Source organism: Methylobacterium frigidaeris (genome assembly GCF_022179185.1).
GTDB classification, from domain to species: domain Bacteria; phylum Pseudomonadota; class Alphaproteobacteria; order Rhizobiales; family Beijerinckiaceae; genus Methylobacterium; species Methylobacterium frigidaeris.
The window spans coordinates 188,060-210,560 of record NZ_BPQJ01000006.1; the positions used below are offsets into that span (position 1 = coordinate 188,060).

General features: G+C 70.9%; 19 protein-coding genes. 7 read left to right on the top strand and 12 right to left on the bottom strand.

Features of this window, described 5'->3' with window-relative positions:
* Positions 1–66: 66 nt before the first annotated feature.
* On the top strand, positions 67–2,412 hold the full coding sequence (locus tag MFF64_RS08845; protein ID WP_238190470.1) for a putative bifunctional diguanylate cyclase/phosphodiesterase: 2,346 nt from the start codon (positions 67–69) through the stop codon (positions 2,410–2,412).
* 47 nt (positions 2,413–2,459) lie between these two features.
* Here the strand turns inward: MFF64_RS08845 and MFF64_RS08850 are convergent, their stop codons facing one another.
* The 3 genes from MFF64_RS08850 to flhA form a co-directional block, all read right to left on the bottom strand.
* Positions 2,460–2,990 carry a gamma carbonic anhydrase family protein gene (locus MFF64_RS08850; RefSeq protein WP_099899443.1) on the bottom strand — a complete coding sequence of 177 codons (531 nt, stop codon included), beginning with the start codon at positions 2,988–2,990 and terminating at the stop codon, positions 2,460–2,462.
* A 116-nt stretch (positions 2,991–3,106) separates the two neighbouring features.
* Positions 3,107–4,231 (bottom strand): Gfo/Idh/MocA family protein, encoded by a 1,125-nt coding sequence (locus MFF64_RS08855; RefSeq protein ID WP_165795511.1) that lies wholly within the window; start codon positions 4,229–4,231, stop codon positions 3,107–3,109.
* 252 nt (positions 4,232–4,483) lie between these two features.
* Positions 4,484–6,616 carry a flagellar biosynthesis protein FlhA gene (gene flhA, locus MFF64_RS08860; RefSeq protein ID WP_099899445.1) on the bottom strand — a complete coding sequence of 711 codons (2,133 nt, stop codon included), beginning with the start codon at positions 6,614–6,616 and terminating at the stop codon, positions 4,484–4,486.
* A 338-nt stretch (positions 6,617–6,954) separates the two neighbouring features.
* On the opposite strand from flhA, the gene MFF64_RS08865 reads away from it, so the two are divergent.
* From MFF64_RS08865 to MFF64_RS08880, 4 genes are all read left to right on the top strand, one after another.
* Complete coding sequence (locus MFF64_RS08865; RefSeq protein ID WP_099899447.1) at positions 6,955–7,347, top strand: hypothetical protein; 393 nt, start codon at positions 6,955–6,957, stop codon at positions 7,345–7,347.
* A 50-nt stretch (positions 7,348–7,397) separates the two neighbouring features.
* Entirely contained in the window at positions 7,398–8,198 is an 801-nt protein-coding gene (locus MFF64_RS08870; RefSeq protein WP_099899449.1) for a hypothetical protein, read from the top strand.
* Positions 8,199–8,478: 280 nt separating this feature from the next.
* On the top strand, positions 8,479–9,102 hold the full coding sequence (locus MFF64_RS08875) for a LysE family transporter (RefSeq protein WP_099899451.1): 624 nt from the start codon (positions 8,479–8,481) through the stop codon (positions 9,100–9,102).
* 63 nt (positions 9,103–9,165) lie between these two features.
* Complete coding sequence (locus MFF64_RS08880) at positions 9,166–10,281, top strand: NHL repeat-containing protein (RefSeq protein ID WP_238190471.1); 1,116 nt, start codon at positions 9,166–9,168, stop codon at positions 10,279–10,281.
* Between the two features lie 6 nt (positions 10,282–10,287).
* Here MFF64_RS08880 and MFF64_RS08885 read toward each other — a convergent pair whose 3' ends face one another.
* Positions 10,288–11,412, bottom strand: a complete 1,125-nt coding sequence (locus tag MFF64_RS08885; protein WP_099903665.1) for an FUSC family protein — start codon at positions 11,410–11,412, stop codon at positions 10,288–10,290.
* Between the two features lie 148 nt (positions 11,413–11,560).
* On the opposite strand from MFF64_RS08885, the gene MFF64_RS08890 reads away from it, so the two are divergent.
* Entirely contained in the window at positions 11,561–12,325 is a 765-nt protein-coding gene (locus MFF64_RS08890; protein WP_099903667.1) for a transporter substrate-binding domain-containing protein, read from the top strand.
* A 204-nt stretch (positions 12,326–12,529) separates the two neighbouring features.
* Here the strand turns inward: MFF64_RS08890 and MFF64_RS08895 are convergent, their stop codons facing one another.
* The 7 genes from MFF64_RS08895 to MFF64_RS08925 all read right to left on the bottom strand — a co-directional run bounded on the left by MFF64_RS08895 (position 12,530) and on the right by MFF64_RS08925 (position 20,245).
* Positions 12,530–14,413, bottom strand: coding sequence for a TRAP transporter large permease (locus MFF64_RS08895; RefSeq protein WP_238190473.1), 1,884 nt, complete (start codon positions 14,411–14,413; stop codon positions 12,530–12,532).
* A 12-nt stretch (positions 14,414–14,425) separates the two neighbouring features.
* Positions 14,426–15,439: a TRAP transporter substrate-binding protein gene (locus tag MFF64_RS08900; protein ID WP_099904852.1), complete on the bottom strand. Its 1,014-nt coding sequence runs from the start codon at positions 15,437–15,439 to the stop codon at positions 14,426–14,428.
* 265 nt (positions 15,440–15,704) lie between these two features.
* Positions 15,705–16,595, bottom strand: a complete 891-nt coding sequence (locus MFF64_RS08905; RefSeq protein ID WP_099904854.1) for an NAD(P)-dependent oxidoreductase — start codon at positions 16,593–16,595, stop codon at positions 15,705–15,707.
* Entirely contained in the window at positions 16,586–17,638 is a 1,053-nt protein-coding gene (locus MFF64_RS08910; RefSeq protein WP_099904856.1) for a transketolase family protein, read from the bottom strand. Before MFF64_RS08910 ends, MFF64_RS08905 begins: the two co-directional genes overlap by 10 nt.
* Positions 17,635–18,504: a transketolase gene (locus MFF64_RS08915; protein WP_099904858.1), complete on the bottom strand. Its 870-nt coding sequence runs from the start codon at positions 18,502–18,504 to the stop codon at positions 17,635–17,637. The genes MFF64_RS08910 and MFF64_RS08915 overlap by 4 nt, the downstream gene beginning before the upstream one ends.
* Before the next feature lie 11 nt (positions 18,505–18,515).
* Positions 18,516–19,265: an SDR family NAD(P)-dependent oxidoreductase gene (locus MFF64_RS08920; protein WP_238190475.1), complete on the bottom strand. Its 750-nt coding sequence runs from the start codon at positions 19,263–19,265 to the stop codon at positions 18,516–18,518.
* A 497-nt stretch (positions 19,266–19,762) separates the two neighbouring features.
* A complete protein-coding gene (locus tag MFF64_RS08925) occupies positions 19,763–20,245 on the bottom strand; it encodes a peroxiredoxin (protein ID WP_099906600.1) in 483 nt (160 codons plus the stop codon).
* Between the two features lie 325 nt (positions 20,246–20,570).
* Here MFF64_RS08925 and MFF64_RS08930 point away from each other — a divergent pair, with 325 nt between their 5' ends.
* Positions 20,571–21,116 carry a YqgE/AlgH family protein gene (locus MFF64_RS08930; protein WP_238190528.1) on the top strand — a complete coding sequence of 182 codons (546 nt, stop codon included), beginning with the start codon at positions 20,571–20,573 and terminating at the stop codon, positions 21,114–21,116.
* A gap of 76 nt (positions 21,117–21,192) precedes the next feature.
* Here the strand turns inward: MFF64_RS08930 and MFF64_RS08935 are convergent, their stop codons facing one another.
* The gene (locus MFF64_RS08935; RefSeq protein ID WP_099906598.1) at positions 21,193–22,188 is read right to left on the bottom strand and encodes a hypothetical protein; all 996 of its coding nucleotides are present in this window, start codon (positions 22,186–22,188) and stop codon (positions 21,193–21,195) included.
* Positions 22,189–22,501 lie beyond the last annotated feature (313 nt).

Here is a 22,501-nt window from a genome sequence, read left to right on the forward strand (position 1 = left end):
TTTTACCGCTTCGCAACCGGCTCTCCGCCACGGTAGGGGAAGCCGAGGCTGGATCGCGAACCTCCCATGCTGCAGACCGCCCACTCCCTGCTCGCCCTGCATGAAGGGCGGCTCATCGGTCTGTCGCTGCTGATCGGCGTCCTCACGGCAATCACCACGATCGACCTGCTCCACCACGCCCGCGCCACGAGCGGCGGCAGCCGGGGGATCTGGATCTCGGCCGCCGCCATCGCCGGCGGGTTCGGGCTGTGGGCGAACCAGTTCATCGCGCAGGCCTCGATTCGCCCCGCCGCCGAGATGCTGCGCGGGAGCGAGACGCTGCTGCTCAGCCTCGTGCTCGTGGTGCTCCTCGCCGGGGCCGGCCTGCGGGCCGCCGTCTCGACGCCCCGGCGCGTCGGGCCCGCCCTCGGCGGGGGCCTGATCGGCTCAGGGCTGGCGGCGGTCGGCGCCGCGGTGTCGGCGAGCCTGCCCGGGGCGGGCGGGCCGGCCTGGGTCGCGGGCCTCCTTTTGTCCGGCGGCGCCGGAATGGTCCTGTCCGGTCTCGCCTTGGGCTTCAGCCTGCGGGAGAGCCCGGCGAGCCGCGCGGCCGGGGCCCTGTTCCTGTCCTGCGCCGCGATGCTGCCGCACGCCGTCGGCCTCGTCGCGGCCGGCGGCGGGCTCGTCCCCGTCGCCGTCGACGGCGAGTTCGCCGCCTCGCTCGGCTTCGCCAGCCTGACGCTGCTCGTCCTCGCCTTCCTGGGCCAGACCCTGGACGTCCGCGCCCGTCGCCGGCGCGAGTCGCAGGACCTGATGAGCAGCCTCGCCGATGCCGCGGTCGAGGGCATCGCGATCTGCGAGGGCCGGCGCATCGTGACCGTCAACACCAGCCTCGCCGAGCTGATCGGCCGGGCGCCGGCGGCGCTGACCGGTCGGTCCGTCACCGAGATCCTGCCCGAGGCGGCGGTCGCCCGCCTCGAGGCCGGCCCGGACGGCCAGGCGATCGAGGCCGAGCTCGTCGGTGCGGCCGGCGAGGCGCTGCCGGTCGACGTGATCCGCCGGGGGCTCGGCAGCCGCCCCTGCCACGCGATCGCCGTGCGCGACCTGCGGGCGCGGCGCCAGGCCGAGCGGGACATCCAGTTCCTGGCCCACCACGACACCCTGACAGGCCTGCCGAACCGGGCGACCTTCCGCACCCGCCTCGACGAGGAGATCGCCCTGGCGCGGGCCGGGGGCCGGCTGGTGGCGGTGCTCTGCCTCGACCTCGACCGGTTCAAGGACGTCAACGACCTCTACGGCCACGCCATGGGCGACGCGCTCCTCCAGGCCCTGGCACGCTGGGTCGCGCCGGTGCTCGGGCCGCGGCAGATGATGGCGCGCCTGGGCGGCGACGAGTTCGCGATCCTCCTGCCGGATGTCGAGCGGGACGAGGCCCGCCGGGTCGCCGAGGAGATCCTGGGCGTGATCCGCGAGGGCAACCTCCGGGCGGGGAGCGGGCCGGTCCTGGCGACCAGCATCGGCATCGCGCTCTGCCCGACCGACGCGGAGGACGGGCAGACCCTGCTCAACCACGCCGATGCCGCGCTCTACTGCGCCAAGAACCACGGACGGGGCGTGCACCGGTTCTTCGAGCCGATCCTCGCGGCGCAGATCCGCGATCGGCGCTCCCTCGAGCACGACCTGCGCCACGCCGTCGAGCGGAACGACCTTTGGGTCGTGTACCAGCCGCAGATGGCGATCGACACCCGCGTCGTGGTCGGATTCGAGGCGCTCCTGCGCTGGCGCCACCCGGAGCGCGGCACCGTCCCGCCCGACCTGTTCATCCCGATCGCCGAGGAGACCGGCAGCATCCTCGGCATTGGCGAGTGGGTCCTGCGCGAGACCTGCCGCGAGGCCGCCTCCTGGGCCAACCCCCTGCGCATCGCCGTCAACGTCTCGGCGGTGCAGCTCCACGCCCCGGGCTTCGCCGAGCTGGTGCACGAGGTGCTGTTCACCACCGGCCTCGCGCCCGCCCGCCTCGAACTCGAGATCACAGAGACGGCACTGGTGCGCGATCCCGTCCGGGCGTTGTCCACGCTGCGGCGGATCAAGGCGCTGGGAGTGCGGATCGCCATGGACGATTTCGGCACCGGCTACTCGTCCCTGTCGAACCTGCGCGCCTTCCCGTTCGACAAGATCAAGATCGACCGGTCGTTCATCCGCGCCATCGACGTCAACCGGGAGACCGCCGCGATCATGCGGGCGGTGCTGGGGCTGGGCCGGGGCTTGGGCCTGCCGGTTCTGGCCGAAGGCGTCGAGACCTCGGCCGAGCTCGCCTTCCTGGGGGCCGAGCACTGCCACGAGGCGCAAGGCTACCTCCTCGGTCGCCCCGGGCCGATCACGCAGTTCGCGGATCATACCGGCGAGGCGCCCGGCGAAGAGGCCGCGGCGGCGTGAGCCGGCTGCGCCGCCCGAGCAGCGGCCCGGATCGCGGGCTCGTCCGGTCAGTCCACCCGCCGCAAGCCCTGCGCGAAGCGCTTGGCATTGGCGACGTAGCGGTCGGCCGAGGCGCGCAAGCCGGCCACCGCCGCCTCGTCCAGCACCCGCACCGCCTTGGCGGGGGCGCCGACGATGAGGCTGTTGTCGGGAAACTCCTTGCCCTCGGTGACCAGCGCGTTGGCGCCGACGAGGCAGTTGCGGCCGATCCTGGCGCCGTTGAGGATCGTCGCGCCCATCCCGACCAGCGAATTGTCGCCGATCGTGCAGCCATGCACGATGGCACCGTGCCCGACCGTGATGCCCTCGCCGAGGGTGAGGGGGAAGCCCGCATCGGTGTGGAGCACCGCGCCTTCCTGGATATTGGTGCGGTCGCCGACCGTGATCGGCTCGTTGTCGCCGCGGATGACCGCCCCGAACCATACTCCGACCTCGCGGCCGAGCCGCACGCGACCGATCACGTGGGCGTCGGGCGCGACCCAGGCGCTGCCGTCATCCGGCAGGATCGGGCTGACGGTGTCGAGGGCGTAGAGCGGCATCGCGGGATCCTCCTTGTGTTGGGACTCCTTTCGCATGCCGGACGGGCGCCGTCAGCCCGATCATCCCGTCATCCCGTCGCCTGATCCCTCCATGACCCGATCATTCCATCACCCGATCATTCCATGGCCCACGGCATCGGCGCCACCGCACCGGCCCGGGAGGCGATCACCTGGTGGCCGGTGCCGTCGCCGGCGCTCTGGATCGCCAGGGCCACCTCGGTGAGGTGCAGGGCGAGGTCGGCATCGAGCCGGCTCGCCCGGCCTTCCGCTTTCGCCGCCAGCATCTCCTGCGGCCCCAGGGCGAAGTTCATCGCCGTCGCCCCTTTTCGCCCGACCTTGGCGTGGGTGGGCTTCCCGACCCGCAGGCGGCGGGTGAGGGGGGAATCGATCAGGCGCCGCCGCACCACGTGCCGGCGCCGCAGCCGGACCGGCGCGTCGTTCGACCAGCACTCGCCCACCTCCAGGATGCCCTCGTCGCCGAAGATGCGCAGGGAATGGTCGTGCGGCGCCACCACCGAGCAGGTGAGGCGAGCCACCACCCCGCTCTCGAAGAACAGCGAGGCGCAGGCATAGGTCGGCGCCGCCGCCGCCCCGTCGGCGAGGGTCAGGCCCAGCACCTCGGCGGAGGCCGCCGCGACCCGGGTCACCGAGCCGAACATCGCGATCAGCCAGGTCAGGTAGTAGCCGGCATGCTGGAGGGCGCAGCCCACCGCCAGTTCGTCCTGCACCGGCCAGGGCGCGCCGGATTCGCTGCGCCAGGTCTCATGCGGCGCGCGGATCAGGAAGCCGTCGTCGATCTCGGCATAGACGAGCCGGGGCGTGCCGATGACGCGCTCGCGCAGGGCCTTCCAGACGATCTGGGCGCTCTCGCCGAGGGCGCTGCAGGGGGCCGAGGCGAGCATCACGCCCCGCTCGGTCGCGACCCGGTGCAGGTGGCGGGCGTCGTCGAGCCGGGTGGCGAGCGGCTTCTCCGAGTAGACCGGCAGCCCGGCCTCCAGGCAGGCCAGGCTCACGGCGTAGTGCGAGCCGGGATTGGTCAGGTTGAGGATCAGGTCCGGCCGCCGGCCGATCAGGTCGTCGAGGCTCGCCGCGGCCGGAACGCGCCAGTACTTGCGGAAGGCGTGCAGCCGGTCGAGGTCGATGTCCCAGGCCCCGGCGACCGTCACCTCCGGCAGTGTCGCCAGGGAGCGCATGTAGTAATCGGCCACGAATCCCGTGCCGACGATGCCGATGCTCGCCACCTGACCTGCTCCCCGATCGCGTGTTGCGCCGCGAAGGCTAGACCAGGGTGCGGCAAGTCGGGCGGGCGCAAAGGGCCGAGGAGCGGACCACACTCAGGAGAGGATTAAGTCGCCCCTTACCGCTTTCGGAGCAACGGGCACGAGCCGCCAGGACAAGTGGAAACAGCCATGGAGTATATAGTCTAACGAATGATGGGATCGCAACCGTGTGTGGCAAGTGGAGGCGACGGCGTCTCGGCTCGAGGCTGCCGCCTAGACCGAGCCGACGGTCTTCAGCCGCGCCCGCGGGTGGATCTCCGCCTGGCTCATCACCGGGGTCTCGCGGCGGAAGCGCTCGATGATCGAGCGCACGAAGGGCCGGGCCTGGACCGAGGTGACGAGGACCGGCATCTCGCCGAGGCGCGCCGCCTCCTCGAAGCGGTCGCGCACCGTGGTGACGAAGTCGGACAGCTTCGAGGGCTGCATCGCCAGGTGGCGCTCGTCGCCGTGGCCGACGATCGCCTCCATGAAGGCGCTCTCCCAGGTCGGCGAGAGGGTGATGATCGGCAGGACGCCGCCCGGACCCTGGTACTGGGCGCAAATCTGGCGGCCGAGGCGGGCACGGACGTGCTCGACGATGTCGCGCGGGTTCTTGATGTGGCCGGCCACCTCGGCAATGCCCTCGACGATGGTGCCGAGGTCGCGGATCGAGACCCGCTCGGCGAGGAGATATTGCAGCACCCGCTGGATGCCCGTGGTGGCGATCTGGCCGGGCACGACTTCCTTCAGCAGTTCGCCGTGCTCCTTCGGCAGCTCCTTCAGGAGCTTGTGCACCTCGACGTGGTTGAGGAGGTCGGCGACGTGGGCCTTGATCACCTCGGTGAGGTGGGTCGAGACCACGGTGGCGGCATCGACCACGGTGTAGCCCTTGAGCTGGGCCTCGTCGCGCAACGCCGCATCGATCCAGGTCGCCGGCAGGCCGAAGGTGGGTTCCATGAGGTGCTGGCCGGGCAGCTGCACCTGGCCGCCCATCGGGTCCATCGCCATGAACTGACCCGGGAAGACCTGGCCCGATCCGGCCTCGATCTCCTTGACCCGCACCACGTAGGTGTTGGCGTCGAGCTGGACGTTGTCGAGGATGCGCACCGAGGGCATCACGAAGCCGAGCTCGGCGGCGAGCTGCCGGCGCAGGGCCCGGATCTGGTCGGTGAGCCGGTCCTGGCCCTCCGGGCCGTTGACGAGGGCGAGCAGCGCGTAGCCCATCTCGAGCTTCAGGTCGTCGAGCTTGAGGAGGTCGGCCGCGGTCTCCTCCTTGGCCGGGGCGCCGGCCCCGGCCACGGCGCCGTCGGCCGACGGCGCGCCGCCGGAGGCCTCGTCCTCGGCCGGCTTCGGCAGGAGCGCGATGCGGCGGGCGAGGTAGGCGGCGCCGAGCCCGAGGGTCAGGAAGGGCAGCATCGGGATGCCGGGCAGGAGCCCGATCAGGAGCATCACCCCGGCCGACATGCCGAGCGCCTTGGGGTAGTTGGCGATCTGGCGCCCCAGCGCCCGGCCCGCAGCGCCGCGCACGCCGGCCTTGGAGACGAGCAGGCCCGCCGCGGTCGAGACGATCAGCGCCGGCACCTGGCTGACGAGGCCGTCGCCGACGGTGAGCAGGGTGTAGGTCTTGCCCGCGTCCGCGAAGCTCATGCCCTGCTGGGCGACGCCGATGATGATGCCCCCCACCACGTTGATGACGGTGATGAGGAGCGCGGCGATCGCGTCGCCACGCACGAATTTCGAGGCGCCGTCCATGGCGCCGAAGAACGAGGATTCGTCCTCGAGCGACTGACGGCGGGTCCGGGCGGTCTTCTCGTCGATCAGGCCGGCCGAGAGGTCGGCGTCGATCGCCATCTGCTTGCCCGGCATCGCATCGAGGGAGAAGCGGGCCGCCACTTCCGCGATGCGTCCCGAGCCCTTGGTGATGACGACGAAGTTCACGATGATCAGGATCGCGAAGACGATGATCCCGATCAGGAAGTTGCCGCCCATCACGAAATGGCCGAACGCCTCGATGACGTGGCCGGCCGCCGCCGTGCCCTCGTGGCCATGGCCGAGGATCAGCCGCGTCGAGGCGAGGTTGAGCGCCAGCCGCAGCATCGTGGTGATCAGGAGCACCGTCGGGAAGACCGTGAACTCGAGCGGGTTCTCGATGAACAGGCCGGTCATCAGGATCAGGACCGAAAGGATGATCGAGACCGCGAGCAGCAGGTCGAGCAGCAAAGCCGGCAGCGGGAAGATCAGCACCACCAGGATGGCGAGCACCGAGACGGCGAGCACGAGATCGCTGCGGCGCGTCAGCGCCATCAGGTCCGCCCGCGTCGGCAGGGCGAAGATGCGGCCCGCGCCGAGTGCCCCGGTCTCGCTCATCGAAGATCCACCTTCCCGTCGACCCGGCAAGTTCTGCCGGGTGCATGGTTAGGGAAGCGTTAACGGCACCGCCGGTACCGGCTCTCGGCCGCGACGGCGCCCGAGTGCGCCGCACAATCAAAGAATGTTCATTTTCCGAAGGGAACAATCTTTGCGTTCTATTTTTGTGCGGTGCGATACGAACGAAAAAACAAAGATACCATCCTACACGGTCAAGCTCTGTCGGATCCTTCGCGAAGTGCGTGGATCTTATCCGGTTCAACGTTCCTCCTGCGGAACCAAGCCGCTCGGCAACGATTGAGATGGCATCGATCGGTCAGACAAGGTTCGAGGAGACCATGCGCAAGACCCTCATCACCCTCGCGGCTCTCGGCATGCTCGGGGCCGGCGCGGCGCAGGCCCAGACCACCGTGACGGGCGACCCGGCCCGCGACGCCAAGCCCAGCACCCAGTCGCAGGGCCAGGAAGCGGTGACGCGGCCCAACACCGACATGATGGACAAGAACAACCCGGGCACCACCGGGACGGTCTCGACCAACGTCAAGCTCGAGCCCGGCGCCAACAGCTTCACCGAGGCTCAGGCTCGCAGCCGCATGGAACAGGCCGGCTTCAAGGACGTGAAGGACCTGAAGAAGGACGACCAGGGCATCTGGCGCGGCCAGGCCATGCAGGCGGGCAACACCGTGATGGTCGGCCTCGACTTCAAGGGCAACGTCTCGACCGCCCGCTAAGCGCAGTCAGCCTGCGCATTCCCGACACTCGACACATGAGGACGACGCCCATGGCGACCCGTACCATCTCGGCCCTGTTCGACAGCTACGACGATGCCTCCGCGGCGGTGCGGAAGGTGGAGGCGGCCGGCGTGCCGCATTCCGACATTAGCATCGTGGCCAACAACCAGGGCGAGCGCTATTCCGGCCATATCGGCCGAGACGACACGACCACCGGCGAGACCGCGCACGACGCCTCCAATGGCGCCGGAGCCGGTGCCTCGCTCGGCACCGTGCTCGGCGGCGGCGCCGGCCTGCTCACCGGCCTCGGCCTGCTCGCCATCCCGGGCGTCGGCCCGGTGGTCGCCGCGGGCTGGCTCGTCGCGACGCTCACCGGCGCCGGCGTCGGCGCGGCGGCGGGCGGGTTGATCGGCTCCCTCACCGGGGCGGGCCTGAGCGAGGAGCACGCCCACACCTACGCCGAAGGCGTGCGCCGCGGCGGCACCCTGGTCACCGTGCGGGCGGACGACGCCCATGCCGACCGGGTCAACAGCATCCTCAAGGAGCACGGCTCGGTCGACATGGACGACCGCACCCGCGGCTGGCGCCAGGAGGGCTGGACCGGCCGCCACGACGAGACCGCTCCCTCGCTGACCAATCCGGCGGCGGTCGCCGGCGGCTCGTCGGCGGTGGGCGCGGCTGGCAGCACCACCACCGGCCTCAATACCGGCGGCATGCCCTTCGCGGCCGGCGCCCCGCCGACCACCCAGGCGGTCGATGCCGGGCTGCCCGGCACCACCCGCGAGCGCCATGTCGGCATCGAGGACGAGCTGCCCCCGGCCCGTCAGCCGATGGGCACCGAGCGGCGCTGAACCGCACTCCATCGACGTGAGCATGCGGCGGCAGGGGCGACCCTGCCGCCGCTTCCTTTTGCGCGCCACGTAGCCGGTGCGCCAATCCCCGGACCGCCGGATTGCCTCTCGACTGTCCGCGCGGCGGGAGCGGACGCCGTCGATTGATGGAAAACTTGCCCTCGACATCGCTGAACTGTGCGCCCGCGCACCCCGTCTCCTTCAATCGAATGACGCGCCACGACGGGTTTGGCATCTTTATGGCACCTGAGCGCCGCCGCAGGCGCCGGGGGAATGCCGGATGTTCGACGCCGATGCGTGGCCCGCCCTGCTGGGGCCGCTCGTCACCGCCTATGCCCCCGTCCTCGCCGCGCCCGGGCCCAACCTGCTGGTGGTGCTGCGCGCGAGCGTCACGGCGCCTGGGCGCGGCCCGGTCGTCGCCGCGCTCGGGGTCGCGTGCGGCGCCGGGCTGGTGGCGGCGTTCGCCGGGCTCGGCGCCTCGCTCCTGCCGGCCGGGCGGCTCGTCACCGTCGTCGGCACCGTGGTGTTCGCACTGCTGATGCTGCGCGCCGCCTATCGGCTGGCGAGCGGCCGGGCCGGCCTTCCGGACGATCCGGCGCGGCTCGTGCCGGGGCGCGATGCCGGTACCTTCGCCCTCGGGCTCGGAGCGGCGGTGACCAACCCGGTCAGCTTCACCTTCTTCGCCGGCTTCTTCCTGGCCCATCCGGACCGGGCGGCCGTGCCGGTGGCGGGGGCCGCGGTGTTCTGCATGGCGGCGGCGTGGTTCGGCCTCGTTGGCTTCGTCCTCGCACGGCCGGCCTGCCGGGCGCGTCTCGCCGGCACCGGGCGCCTCGCCCGCCTCGTCCTGGCGGGGCTCCTCGTCGCCTGCGCGGCGCTCGCGATCTGGCGCGCCCTCCCAATGTGAGCGCTGGCACGATCCGGTGATCCTCCCTTACAGTGGCGGCAACAACCATACCGGGAGGAACCCATGCGCTGGATCGCCGTCCTCGTCGCCCTCGTCTGCGCGGCTCCCTGCGCGGCTCCGGCCCTGGCCGAGGAGCCGCCGACGTTCCGGGTCGACCCGTCCTGGCCGAAGCCCTTGCCGAACAACTGGATCATGGGCCAGGCCGCGGGCGTCGCGGTGGATGCCGAGGACCACGTCTGGGTGATCCAGCGCCCGCGCACGCTGACCGACGACGAGAAGGCCGCGAGCCTGACCCCCCCGCGCACCCGCTGCTGCGTCCCGGCCCCGCCGGTCCTGGTGTTCGACCAGGAGGGCACCCTCATCAAGTCCTGGGGCGGGCCGGGCCAGGGCTACGACTGGCCGCAGAACGAGCACGGCATCCACATCGACCACAAGGGCTTCGTCTGGCTCGCCGGCAACGGCGAGCAGGACGGGCAGATCCTGAAGTTCACTCGGGACGGCCGCTTCGTGATGCAGATCGGCAAGTCAGGGCCGCAGACCAACAGCCGCGACACCACGCGCCTCGGCCGCCCGGCCAACATGCAGGTCGATCCGGAGACGAACGAACTCTACGTCGCGGACGGCTACTACAATCACCGGGTCATCGTGTTCGACGCCGAGACCGGGGCGTTCAAGCGGATGTGGGGCGCCTACGGCGAGCCCCCGACCGACGAGGCGCAGGGGCCCTACGACCCGGCGGCGCCGCTGCCTCGACAGTTCCGCAACCCGGTCCACTGCATCCAGGTCGCCCGTGACGGCCTCGTCTACGTCTGCGACCGCACCAACGACCGGGTCCAGGTCTTCCGCCGCGACGGCACCTTCGTGAAGGAGTTCCGGGTCGAGCCGCAGACCCGGGCCAACGGCTCGGTCTGGGAGCTCGCCCTGTGGCCGGACGAGGCGCAGACCTACCTGATGAACGCCGACGGCGCCAACAACGAGGTCCGTACCCTGAGGCGGGAGGACGGCACGGTCCTCGGCCGCTTCGGCCGCAACGGCCGGATGGCCGGCGACTTCCACTGGGTGCACAACCTCGCGGTCGATTCCCGCGGAAACGTCTTCACCACCGAGGTCGATACCGGCAAGCGGGCGCAGAAGTTCCTGTTCCAGGGCACCATGGTGCTGCGCAAGCGCACGCCGTGACGGCGCTCACCCCTCGCCGCCGGCCTCTGGCCCGGAGAAGTCGGCCGCCCGCGCCGCGAGGTCGTCGAGGTTGCGCCGGAGCTGCTCCAGGCTGAAGGCGAGCCAGAAGATGCGGCCGACGCCGTCGGTGGACAAGGTCCGGGTCACCTGGCGCTGGCGCATCCCGTCGATGGCCTCGCGATAACCGGCGATCGCCGCCGCGAGGGCCGCATCGTCGCCGGCGGGGCGTCGCCCGGCGCCGAGCGCGTCGGCGAGGTCCCGCAGGCGCGCGGCCGCCGCCCGGGCGGCCACGCCCCAAGCCTCGGCGAGATGGACCCGCAGCACGTCCTCGTCGGCCTCGGCGATGGCGCGGCGCAGGAGCACGAGGTCGTGGCGCAGGCGCATCAGGGTGCGCAGCAGCGGGTCCGGATCGGGGGCGGCCGAGAGCCGGCTGCGGCGCTCGCGGGCGGCCTCGCCCGCCAGGGTCTCGAGGCGCGCGAGGCTCCGGCGAACCGCCGGCGGCAGGGCCTTGGCCTCCGGCGTCTCCTCCGCGTCGAGGCGCGCGAGGGCGTCGAGCTGGCCGGCGAGCAGGCGCGCGAGGTTCGCGGCCTGGCCCGTCACCGCCCGGGCCGCCCTGGCCGGCGCCACCAGGAGCGAGACGGCGAGGCCGACGACGCAGCCGAGCCCGATCTCCAGGATCCGGTCGAGGGCGAAGGCGAGGGGGCCCAGCGTCGAGCCGGTGGTGGAGAGGAGCACGATGATGGCGGTGATCGGCGCGATGCGGAACCCCGCCGAGACCGCCGCCGCGAAGGTGAGGGGCGCCACCGCCACGAACAGGGCCGCGAAGGTCGAGGCGCCGCCGTGATGCGGGATCGCGAAGGCGACCGCGCCGCCGTAGCAGGCGCCGAGGACCGAGCCGAGGAACCGGTCGAGCGCCGCCTTGAGCGAGCCGCCGACGCTGCTCTGCGTGACGATGAGCGCGGTGATGACCGCCCAGTAGCCCTGCGGCAGCCCGCAGGCCTCCGCCAGCACGAAGGTCGCGAGGCTCGCCACGGTCATCCGCAGCCCCTGCGTCAGGCGCGGCCGCTGGCGGCCGAGCCAGCGCCGCAGGCTGTCGGGGAGGCGCCGGAGGCTGTCCGGGAGTGAGGCCATGGCCGGGTCAGAGCGGGTGCGGGCCGCCGAGTCAATCGGCGCAGTGCCGGTTCGGGTGTGATCGCGCCGTCATGCGGGCTTTACCGCACCCGTGCGATATCCGTACGACAGAAGGGTTGACGGCAACGCAAGGGTCAGGGCGGTGACGATGCGCAAGATCGTGGGGGTTGTGGGCGTTCTGGCCGCGCTGGCGGCAGGGCCGGCGGAGGCGCGGTCCTTGTCCGCGATCAAGCAGGACGGCACGCTGCGGGTCGGCCTGACCGGCGACTATGCGCCCTATTCCCTGCGCCTGCCCGACGGCACCATCAAGGGCGCCGACGTGGTCATGGCCGGCGAGCTCGCCAAGGCGCTGGGCGTCAGGGTCGAGATCGTCCCGACGACCTGGAAGACCCTGAAGGACGACCTGCTCTCCGACCGCTACGACGTCGCGATGGGGGGCGTTACCGTCACGCCCGATCGGGCCTCGGTAGGCGACTTCTCGGTACCGGTTCTGACCGACGGCAAGCGCCCGATCGTGCGCTGCTCCGACAAGGACCGCTTCATCTCGATCAAGGACATCGACAAGCCGGAGGTCCGCGTCGTGGTCAATCCCGGCGGCACCAACCAGCGCTTCGCCGACGCCAACTTCCCGCACGCCTCGGTGCGGCTGTTTCCCGACAACCGCGCCATCTTCAAGGAGGTGGCCGAGGGCCGCGCCGACGTGATGGTCACCGACGGCACCGAGGTCGACTACCAGTCGCGGTTGAATGCCGGCGTGCTCTGCCCGGCGGCCGTGCCCGAGGCCTTCAACAAGAACGACAAGGCCCTGTGGATGACCCGCGACCCGGCCCTGAAGGCGGCGGTCGACGAGTGGCTGTCGAAGACCCTGAAGAGCGGCGCCTACGCCAAGGCCTTGGCCAAGGCGGCGGAGTAGACGCAACGCGCGCCCGGCAGCGAGGGGCCGGGCGCGCGTGACGATTCGCGAACGGGACGGAACCACCCTCCGCCCTTTCCGGACGACCGTCGCGAAGCGCAACGAGATCCGGGACAGGGCGGAGAATGTGAAGCAAGGCTTGGAAAACCACGCTGTCCGGACGATCACCGTCCGGACAGCGTCATCGTGACACGGCCCTGCCTCTCACTTCGCCAGGAAGCCGATCGAGATCCACGGCACCAGGATCACCACCACGAGGCCGGCCAGCAGCGCCAGCATGTAGCCGACGATCGGCCGGATGCCGGCATCGGGATGGATCCGGCTGATCGCGCAGGCGGCGTAGTACCCGACGCCGAAGGGCGGCGCGAACAGGCCGACACCCATCGCCAGGATCACCACCATCGCGTAGTGCACCTCGTGCACGCCGACCTGGCGGGCGATCGGGAACAGCAGCGGGCCGAACAGCACGATCGCCGGGATGCCCTCCAGCACCGAGCCCAGGATCACGAAGGCCACCGCCGAGACGATCAGGAAGCCGAGCGCCCCGCCGGGCAGGCTCTTCATCATCACGGCGAGGCTCTGCGAGAACCCCGACTGGGTCAGTGCCCAGGCCATGCCGGTCGCCGCCCCGATGATCAGCAGGATCGCCCCCGACAGCGAGGCGGTCGAGACCAGCATCGGATAGACCCGGCGCCAGTCGAACTGGCGGTAGATCAGCAGGCCGGCGAGGATCGCGTAGACGATGCCGATGGTCGAGACTTCCGTTGCGGTCGCCACGCCTTCCACCACCGCGGCGCGGATGACGAAGGGCAGCGCGATCGCCGGGAAGGCGATGACCAGCGCGCGGCCGATCTCGCCCTTGGTGGCGCGCTTGACGTGGCTCAGGTCCTCGCCCCGGTAGCGCCACCAGACCAGCATGCAGAGCGTGATGCCGAGCACGACGCCTGGCATCAGGCCTCCGGTGAAGAGCGCGGTGATCGACACGCCGGTCACCGACCCGATGGTGATGAGCACCAGGGAGGGCGGAATGGTCTCGGTCTGCGCGCCGGTGGCGGCCAGCAGCGCGACGAGGTCGCCCTCCTTGGCGCCGCGCTTCTTCATCTCGGGGAAGAGCACGGGCGCCACCGCCGCCATGTCGGCGGCCTTGGAGCCCGAAATCCCTGAGACCAGGTACATCGCGCCGACCAGCACGTAGTGCAGGCCGCCGCGGACGTGGCCCAGCAGGCTGGCGAGGAAGCCGACCATGGCCTTGGCCATGCCGGTCATCTCGATGAGCAGGCCGAGGAAGACGAAGAGCGGCACGGCGAGCAGGATGAGGTGGCTCATTCCCTCGTCCATGCGCCCGATCACCACCATGGCGGGGGCCCGGGTCGTCAGCATCAGGTAGCCGAAGGTAGCGAGCCCGAACGCGAAGGCGATCGGCACGCCGGTGAAGACCAGGGCGCCGACACCGAGGACGAAGAAGATCAGCAGGTTCCAATTGCCGAGGGTACGAAGCACCGGTTCGGCGAGCCAGAGCGCCGCGATGATGCCGGCGGTCAGGGCGAGGGCGCCGACTGCGTGGCGCCAGTCGGCGCACTCGATCAGCCGCAGGGTCGCCACGACCAGCATCAGGGCGAAGCCGACCGGCAGGGCGGCGGCGCGCCAGGCATTGGTGATCTCGAGCGCCGGCGTCTGGACGAAGATCTCTTCCTCCGCGAACTCGTAGGCCGGATGCAGCAGCATCACCACGAAGGCGAGGCCGGCAGCGAGCGCCACCGCCTCCAGGAAGGCCTGGGTCCTCGGCGAGGCCATGCTGACGAGCGCGGTCATCCGCATGTGCTCGGCGCGGCGGTAGGCCACCACCGAGCCGAGCATGGCGAGCCACAGGAACAGGATCGAGGCGAGTTCGTCCGACCAGACGATCGGCGCGTGGAAGACGTAGCGGCTGACGACGCCCGCGAGGAGCACCACCACCTCGGCCACCACCAGCAGGGCGGCGGGTATCTCGATCAGCGGGCCGAGGGCGCTGTCGATCGAGCGCGCCCAGGCGCGTTTGGCGGAGGCCGCCGGCAGGGCCGGCGTCTCCGTCGCGATGTCGACGTGCATCGTTTGCCTCCCTCAGGCCAGTTTGCCGGAGACTGCCTCGAGGTGCTCCCAGGCCGCGTCGCCGTACTTGCTCTTCCAGTCCTTGTAGAAGGTCGTGCGGCCGAGCGCATCGCGAAATTTTTGGCGATCGACCTCGATGAAGGTGATTCCCTTGGATCCGAGCTCCTTGATGAGGGATTCGCTGAGCTTGACGATGTCGGCGCGCTGGTCGTCGGCCGAGCGGTCGAGCTCGCGGGACACGAGGGCGCGCAGGTCCTCGGGCAGGCGCTGGACCGCCTTCTTGTTGCCGAGCATCCAGTAGCCGTCCCAGACGTGACCGGTGAGGCTGCAGGTCTTCTGCACCTCGTAGAGCCGGGTCGTGGCGATGATCGCGAGCGGGTTCTCCTGGCCCTCGAAGATCTTGGTCTGCAACGCCGAGTACAGCTCGTTGAAGTTGAGCGGCGCGGCGCCCGCCTCGAACGCCTTGAACAGCGACGTCAGCATCGGCGACGGCGGGACGCGGATCTTGAAGCCCTTCAGGTCCTCCGGGGTGCGAATCTCCTTGGTCGAGGAGGTGATCTGCCGGAAGCCGTTGTCCCAGATCTTCGAGACGGTCTGGATCGGCGTCTTGGCGATCTGCTCGCGGACATACGTGCCGAGGCCGCCATCCATCGCCTTCCAGACCTCGTTGTAGTCCTTGAACGCGAAGCCGGTATTCGGCAGCGCTGCGGCGGGAACGAAGGTCGAGAGGATCGAGGTCGAGAGATTGAAGAACTCGACGCTGCCGTTGCGCACCTGCGACAGAAGGTCGGTGTCGGAGCCGAGCTGGTTGGCAGGAAAGAGCTTGATGTCGAGGCGGCCGTTCGAGGCCTCGCGGATGCGGTTCAGCGCCTCCTGCACCCGGATGTTGACCGGGTGGGTCGGATCCTGGCCGGTGGCGAGCTTGTACTCGAACTCGGCGGCGCGGACCGGCCGGGTGAAGACCGTGGCGAGGGGCAGGGCCGCGGCGCCGGCGAGGAGGGTGCGGCGGGAGAGGGCTTGGCTCATGGGGCTTCCTCGATGAAAGGGGGAGGGCCGGTTGGGTCGGCCTCTGACGCACGTATTCGACACGTCCGCAGCGCAGCTGCAGATTCGGGAAGAACCGGGGGATCCCCTCTCCTGTTTGGGAGAGGATTAGGGGTAGGAGTGGCGCGCTTCCGCAGTAAATCTTTGGCCGTCCTGCTGGCAGCGGAATGATCGAAGCTAGGTTTCGAACGGCCGCCGCCCTCACAGACGCCCCTCTCCCGCACGGGAGAGGGGAGGTGCGCTCTACTTACTTTCCATTCAGGGCCCGGTAGGAGCCGATGACTTGACTATCGTCCTCCGTCCCCGCCCCACGGCTGGACGCCGCGAGGAAGAGCTGGTGGGCGAGCGCCGCGAGGGGCAGGGCGGCCTTCTCGCTGCGGCCGGCCTCGAGCACGATGCCGAGGTCCTTGACGAAGATGTCGACGGCGCTGGTGACCCGCGGAGTCTCCTCGAGCATCCGCGGCCCGCGGTCGCGGAGCATCCAGCTCGAGGCCGAGGAACCGGAGACGATCTCGAGCGCGGTGGCGCCGTCGATCCCGACCTTGGCGGCGAGCGACAGGGCTTCCGCCGCCGCCGCCAGGTTCACCCCGCACAGGAGCTGGTTGACCGCCTTCATGGTGGCGCCCTGGCCGGGTTCGGGCCCGACATGGAACACCTTGTCGCCCATGGCGCCGAGGAGCGAGCGCACCTCGGCGATCACGGCGGCGGGGGCCGCCGCCATGATGGTGAGGGTCCCGGCCTCGGCGCCGACGACCCCGCCGGAGACGGGGGCGTCGACGAAGGCCCGGCCGGTCGCGGTCACGCGCTTCGCGAGCGCCGCCACCGCAGCCGGCGGGCAGGTCGCCATCAGGACGACGGTGGCGCCAGGCGCCAGACGCTCCAGGGCGCCTTCGCCGAACAGGACGCTGTCCGCTTGGTCGGCATTGACGACCATCAGCACCAGGGCCCCGGCGCCCTCGGCGACCGCCGCGATGGTCTCGGCGGGGGTGCCGCCGGCCCCCGCGAAGGCATTGCGCCCTTCCGCCCGCACGTCGAAGCCGCGCACGGGAAAGCCGTGCCGCACCAGGTTGCGAGCCATCGGCAGGCCCATCGAGCCGAGGCCGACGAAGGCGACGGGATGCTCCGCGCTCACAGCCATTCGCGGATGCTCCGCACCATGGCGTTCGTCGAGATGCCGTAGCGGTCGTGGAGGGTCGGCAGGGCGCCGGCATCCAGGAACTCGTCCGGCAGGCCGACCTGACGGAAGGCCTTCGGCACCGTGCCGGAGCGCAGGAGCAGCCCCGCCACCGCCTCGCCCAGGCCCCCGACCACGGTGTGGTTCTCCGCCACCACGACCAGGCGCCCACCCTTGCCGGCCTCGCGCAGGATCGTCTCGGTGTCGAGGGGCTTGATCGTCGGCACGTGCAGCACCGAGACGTCGATCTTGTCCTGGCGCAGGGCGTCGGCCGCCTCGAGGGCCCGCATGGTCATCAGGCCGGTCGAGATGATGAGGACGTCGTTGCCGTCCCGGATGGTCTTCGCTTTCCCGAGCTCGAACGTGTAGCCGTACTCGTCGAGCACCAGAGGCACGTTGCCGCGCAGGAGCCGCATGTAGACCGGCCCCTTGTGATCGGCGATGGCCGGCACGGCTTGCGCGATCTCGTGCGCGTCGCAGGGGTCGAGGATCGTCATGTTGGGCAGGCCGCGGAAGATCGCGATGTCCTCCGTCGCCTGGTGGCTCGGGCCGTAGCCGGTGGTCAGACCGGGCAGGGCGCACACGATCTTGACGTCGAGGTTCTCCTCCGCGATCGCCATGCAGATGAAGTCGTAGGCGCGCCGCGCCGCGAACACCGCGTAGGTGGTCGCGAAGGGCTGGAAGCCCTCGCGGGCCATGCCGGCGGCGGCGCTGATGAGCAGCTGCTCGGCCATCCCCATCTGGTAGAAGCGCTCGGGGTGCTTCTGGGCGAAGATGTGCAGGTCGGTGTACTTGCCGAGATCGGCGGTGAGCCCGACGATCTCGGGCCGCTCCTCGGCGAGCTTCGCGAGCGCGTGGCCGAACGGCGCCGGCGCGGTGCGCTGGTCGGGGCCGGCCAGCGAGGCGATCATCGCCGAGGTGGTGAGCCGCGGCTTGTCCGCCGTGCCCTGGCCGCCCTCGCCCTGCTCGCCGAGCCAGGCCGGACGCGTGTATTTCGAGCGCTTCATGCGGGCCTCCCGGCATCCAGGATCTTGATCGCGTCCTGCCATTCCTGCGGCTCCACCCGCAGGAAGTGGTTGCGCTCGCGCGCCTCGAGGAAGGGGATGCCCTTCGCCATCTTGGTGTCGCAGATGATGATCCGCGGCTTCGGTTCGGTGCAGGCCTTGGCCGCGTCGAAGGCCTGGACGAGCGCGTCGATGTCGTTGCCGTCGACCCGCTGGACGTGCCAGCCGAAGGCCTCGAAGCGGGAGGCCGCCGGCTCGAAGCCGGTGACCTGCGAGGCCGGGCCGTCGGCCTGCTGGTTGTTGACGTCGACGAGGGCGATCAGGTTGTCGAGCTTCCAGTGGCTCGCCGACCAGGCGCCTTCCCAGATCGAGCCCTCGCCGAGCTCGCCGTCGGAGATCAGGCAGTAGACGAACGAGTCCGACTTCTTGCGCTTGAGGCCGAGGCAGAACCCGACCGCGAGCGCGAGCCCGTGGCCGAGCGAGCCGCCGGTGATCTCCATGCCGGGGGTGTAGGCGGCCATGCCGGACATCGGCAGCCGGCTGTCGTCGGCCCCGTAGCTCGTCAGCTCGTCCTCCGGGATGATCCCGGCCTCGAGCAGCGCGGCGTAGAGCGCGATGGCGTAGTGGCCGATCGAGAGCAGGAAGCGGTCGCGCCCCTCCCATTCCGGCTCGGCCGGGCGGTAGCGCATGGCGTGGAAGTACGACACCGCCAGCACGTCGGCGATGCCGAGGGCCTGGGCGATGTAGCCCTGGCCCTGGACCTCGCCCATCAGCAGGGCGTGGCGGCGGATGCGGTAGGCCCGCTCCGCGAGCGAAGGGCTGTTGGCCCGAGAATTTGGTTCAATCTGCGGGGCTTGAGTGTCCGGCATGGTCGTCACCCTCAGTGGATCAGCATGCCGCCGTTCACGTCGATGACGGCGCCGGTGATGTAGGAGGAGAGGTCGGAGGCCAGGAACAGGCAGGCATTGGCCACGTCGTCGGCGACGCCGAGACGGCCGAGCGGGATGCCCCTGGCGATCTCGCCCTTCAGCTCGTCGGTGAGCTTGCCGGCGGTGATGTCGGTCTGGATCAGGCCCGGGGTGATGCTGTTGACCCGCACCGTGTCGGGGCCGAGCTCGCGGGCCATCGCCTTGCCGAGGCCGAGCACACCGCCCTTGGCGGCGCTGTAATGCGGCCCGCCGAAGATGCCGCCGCCGCGCTGCGCCGAGACCGACGACATGCAGACGATCGAGCCCGACTTCTGCTTGCGCATCTGCGGCACCACCGCCTGGCTCATGTAGAGCGTGCCGCGCAGGTTGACGTCGAGCACCGCGTCGTAATTGCCGGGCTCGATCTCCATGAACTTCAGCGGCTGGGTGATGCCGGCGTTGTTGACCAGCACGTCGATACGGCCGAGGCGCGAGACCACCTCATCGGCGGCGGCCTGGCAGGCGGCCTTGTCGGTGACGTTGCAGGCGAGGCCGAGATGGCCTTCGCCGATCTCGCGGGCGGCCGCCTCGGCCTGGCCGGCATCGAGATCGAGGATCACCACCTTGGCGCCGTGCTGCGCGAAGAGCTTCGCGGTGGCGCGGCCGATGCCTCGCAGCGATGCGGCGCCGGTGATCAAACATACCTTGTCGGTCAGCAACATGTCGTCCTCCCTCGCTTGTTCGGCTCAGGCCCACATGTCGGGCCGGCCTTCGGGCACGAGGGAGAGTTGTTCGGCGCCAGGGGCTCACCCCCGCGTCGCCGTCCGTCCTCGACGGATCCTCCCTCGTCTCGTTGCGGACACTGTGCCCGGATGGGGGAGGGCGGACAAACGCGGAAATTGCAGCCGGAGGTGAATGGGATTCATGTGGGGCGGCACGGGTGCAGGCGTGCGGCGATGGTCGATCGCTTCGGCACCTGTTCGACCCGCCTGACGAACCTGACGCCCTCGGTGTCGTCCCGGGGCCGCGCAGCGGAACCCGGGATCCATAACCGCTACCGGTTGAGGCGTGAGCAGAACGCGTCGAGCCCGGTTTTGCAACCTCGGCGGTTAAGGATCCCGGGTTCTCGCCTGCGGCGAGCCCCGGGATGACGTGGAGGATATGAAATCGTCCGGGGCAGGTCGGGCAGCCTCTCGGCTTGCAACCCGGGCCGTCCCCCTCAGAGCGCCTTCAGCAGCGTCTCCGCCCCCGACAGGTCCGCCTTCGACGGCGCGTCCTCGACGTTGAGGACCCGCACGACGCCGTCCTCGACCAGCATGGCGTAGCGCTTCGAGCGCACGCCGAGGCCGAAGCCGGTGCCGTCCATGTCGAGGCCGAGCGCCTTGGCGAAGTCGCCGTTGCCGTCGGCCAGGAACTCGATGCCCTCGGCGCCGGCCGACTTCGACCAGGCCTCGAGCACGAACACGTCGTTGACCGAGGTCACCGCGATCGCGTCGATGCCGCGGGCCAGGATGTCGTCGCGCCGGGTGACGTAGCCGGGCAGGTGGTTGCGGTGGCAGGTCGGCGTGAAGGCGCCCGGCACCGCCACCAGCACCACGCGGCGGCCCTTGAACACGTCGTCGGTGGTCTTGGCCACCGGGCCCTCGGGGCCCATGACACGGAAGGTCGCCTGGGGCAGGTGATCGCCGACCTGGATCGTCATCGTGGCTCTCCTCGCGGAATGGTTCGGGCGGGGTCTAGCGCGGCGGTCCGGGTGAGTCGAGATTGCGAGTCGAGGTTGTGCCGCCGATCTCGTCGCCGCGGCGAGCGGTGCGGGACCCGGCGAGCCTTCCTGCGCGTTCCCGGACAAGCGGACTATGGACAACGCCGGGGCGGAGCGTAGCATGGGCTTCATGCGCAGCAGATTTCCACAGGACCTCCTCTCCCAGGATCTCAGCCCCGCCGGGGCGCCGGACCCGCGCGCCGACGACCGGGAGGGGCCGGCCCGCGGCGCGCCGAGCTACCTCGACGGGCAGCTCCTCGTGGCGATGCCGGGCATGGCCGACGAGCGCTTCTCGCGCTCGGTGATCTATCTCTGCGCGCATTCGGCGGAGGGGGCGATGGGGATCATCGTCAACAAGCCAGCCGCCGACCTCAACATGCCGGACCTCCTGGTCCAGCTCGACATCATCGCCCAGGACGATGCCATCCGGCTGCCGGCCTATGTCGGCCACATGCCGGTGCTGATGGGCGGGCCGGTCGAGGCGAGCCGGGGCTTCGTGCTGCACTCGCCCGACTTCCACATCGACCAGTCGACCCTCTTGATCGACACCGGCATCTGCCTCACCGCGACGATCGAGATCCTGCGGGCGATCGCGGTCGGCAAGGGGCCGGCGAGCGCGGTGCTGGCACTGGGCTATGCCGGCTGGCAGGCCGGCCAGCTCGAGAGCGAGATCCAGGCAAACGGCTGGCTGCACTGCCCCGCCGACCCGGACCTGATCTTCAACACCGCCCTCGAGACCAAGTACGACCGGGCCCTGCGCGGCATCGGCATCGAGCCCGCGATGCTCTCGGCCACCGCCGGCCACGCCTGACCGGCGACCGACCTGGCCGACGAAGCTCCCGCTCGCCGCGGAGGCATCGACGGGGCGGGATACTTGTCGGGGACGCCTACTGGTCCTGCGCGCCGGCCTCGAAGCCGGGATTCATCCCCTCGACGGCCGGGGCTGGCCGCTTGCGCGCCGCGGGACGAGGCGCCGCGCTCGCGGTCGGGGCAGCGCCGGACAGGCCGAGGCGGGTGGCGAGCGACAGGGCACGGGCTTCCGAGAAGCGCAGGTGGCAGAAGCCGTGCGAGCCCTCGCGGACATAGGCGCGGCAGAACTGCTCCCGGTCGGCCGAGAAGGCGGCCTGCTCGGTCACGATCGGCCGCACGTCCTCGCGCCGGGCGCGCTGGGTCATCACCTTGTAGTTCTCGCGCACCGCCTTGTCGGCGGCGCCGCGGGCCGAATCGAATTCCTGTGCCCGCGGCAGCAGGGTGGCGGCGCCGGGCCCCCACAGGCCCTTCGGGGTGGTGGCGCAGTCGGAGGCCGTGAACACGCAGGATTCGGGCTCGGCCAGCGGCGTGACCATCACGCTGCCCTCCAGGATCTCGAACCGCAGCGGGCAGGCGGACCCCGAAGAGGCGATCTGGGTGACGCCGTTGGGCTTGCCCTGGTCGGCGAGCGCGAGCGGCTGCCCGTCGCCGATCGCGACCTTGCAGCTCTCGGTCGGCTGCGAGACCTTCGTGCCGGCGAGGGTGAGACGGGCCGTGAAGCCGCCGCCCGCCCGCTCCAGGCGCAGAGACCCGGCATTGCCGTTCTGCTGCAGCTCCTGGCCGAGGACCGCGTCGTCGTTGGGTGTCTTCAGCACCACGGGCTTCGGGGGCGCCGGCGGAGCGGGCGCGGGCCGGGGCGCGGCCTCCGGCGGCGGCGCCTCGCCGGGTGCCCGCCCGCCCGGCACCGGGGCCGGGGGCACCGGCGGGCGCGCGGCGCGGCCGATGCCGAACAATTCCTCGAGGAAGGACTGGGCCGAGGCCGGGGCCGGCGCCACCATCAGGACCGCCGCGAGGGGCAGGGCCGCCAGCACGGGCAGGGCCACCGGGCGGGGGGAGGGGCGAACGGGCTGCATCAGGCTCCAGGCGAAAGGCGCGGGGCGAAAGGCACCGGGATCGATATCCCACGGGGTCCTCGCAGGGAGTCCTAGCATGGGGTCCGTGGCAGGGGCGTGGCAAGCCCGCAACATTGTCGTGGCGGCTTGACCATACGTCGGAGGAAAAACAATGCCGCGCGGGCCCATGCGGATCGCGATGCGCAGGCCGGCCCGGCTCGCCTTGCGGCCCCGAAACGGCCTTCTTATATCGGGCTCGGCGCGGGCAACGCCCCCGCTCGCCGGTCTCCGGCGATGCGTGGTCCGGTCCGGCCCGCCCCGGATCAAACCATTC

Bases quoted from the DNA above. Each gene is read 5' to 3' on its own strand.
- MFF64_RS08845 (WP_238190470.1), top strand. From the start codon at position 67: ATGCTGCAGACCGCCCACTCCCTGCTCGCCCTGCATGAAGGGCGGCTC.
- MFF64_RS08850 (WP_099899443.1), bottom strand. From the start codon at position 2,990: ATGCCGCTCTACGCCCTCGACACCGTCAGCCCGATCCTGCCGGATGAC.
- flhA (WP_099899445.1), bottom strand. From the start codon at position 6,616: ATGAGCGAGACCGGGGCACTCGGCGCGGGCCGCATCTTCGCCCTGCCG.
- MFF64_RS08865 (WP_099899447.1), top strand. From the start codon at position 6,955: ATGCGCAAGACCCTCATCACCCTCGCGGCTCTCGGCATGCTCGGGGCC.
- MFF64_RS08870 (WP_099899449.1), top strand. From the start codon at position 7,398: ATGGCGACCCGTACCATCTCGGCCCTGTTCGACAGCTACGACGATGCC.
- MFF64_RS08875 (WP_099899451.1), top strand. From the start codon at position 8,479: ATGTTCGACGCCGATGCGTGGCCCGCCCTGCTGGGGCCGCTCGTCACC.
- MFF64_RS08880 (WP_238190471.1), top strand. From the start codon at position 9,166: ATGCGCTGGATCGCCGTCCTCGTCGCCCTCGTCTGCGCGGCTCCCTGC.
- MFF64_RS08885 (WP_099903665.1), bottom strand. From the start codon at position 11,412: ATGGCCTCACTCCCGGACAGCCTCCGGCGCCTCCCCGACAGCCTGCGG.
- MFF64_RS08890 (WP_099903667.1), top strand. From the start codon at position 11,561: ATGCGCAAGATCGTGGGGGTTGTGGGCGTTCTGGCCGCGCTGGCGGCA.
- MFF64_RS08895 (WP_238190473.1), bottom strand. From the start codon at position 14,413: ATGCACGTCGACATCGCGACGGAGACGCCGGCCCTGCCGGCGGCCTCC.
- MFF64_RS08900 (WP_099904852.1), bottom strand. From the start codon at position 15,439: ATGAGCCAAGCCCTCTCCCGCCGCACCCTCCTCGCCGGCGCCGCGGCC.
- MFF64_RS08905 (WP_099904854.1), bottom strand. From the start codon at position 16,595: ATGGCTGTGAGCGCGGAGCATCCCGTCGCCTTCGTCGGCCTCGGCTCG.
- MFF64_RS08910 (WP_099904856.1), bottom strand. From the start codon at position 17,638: ATGAAGCGCTCGAAATACACGCGTCCGGCCTGGCTCGGCGAGCAGGGC.
- MFF64_RS08915 (WP_099904858.1), bottom strand. From the start codon at position 18,504: ATGCCGGACACTCAAGCCCCGCAGATTGAACCAAATTCTCGGGCCAAC.
- MFF64_RS08920 (WP_238190475.1), bottom strand. From the start codon at position 19,265: ATGTTGCTGACCGACAAGGTATGTTTGATCACCGGCGCCGCATCGCTG.
- MFF64_RS08925 (WP_099906600.1), bottom strand. From the start codon at position 20,245: ATGACGATCCAGGTCGGCGATCACCTGCCCCAGGCGACCTTCCGTGTC.
- MFF64_RS08930 (WP_238190528.1), top strand. From the start codon at position 20,571: ATGCCGGGCATGGCCGACGAGCGCTTCTCGCGCTCGGTGATCTATCTC.
- MFF64_RS08935 (WP_099906598.1), bottom strand. From the start codon at position 22,188: ATGCAGCCCGTTCGCCCCTCCCCCCGCCCGGTGGCCCTGCCCGTGCTG.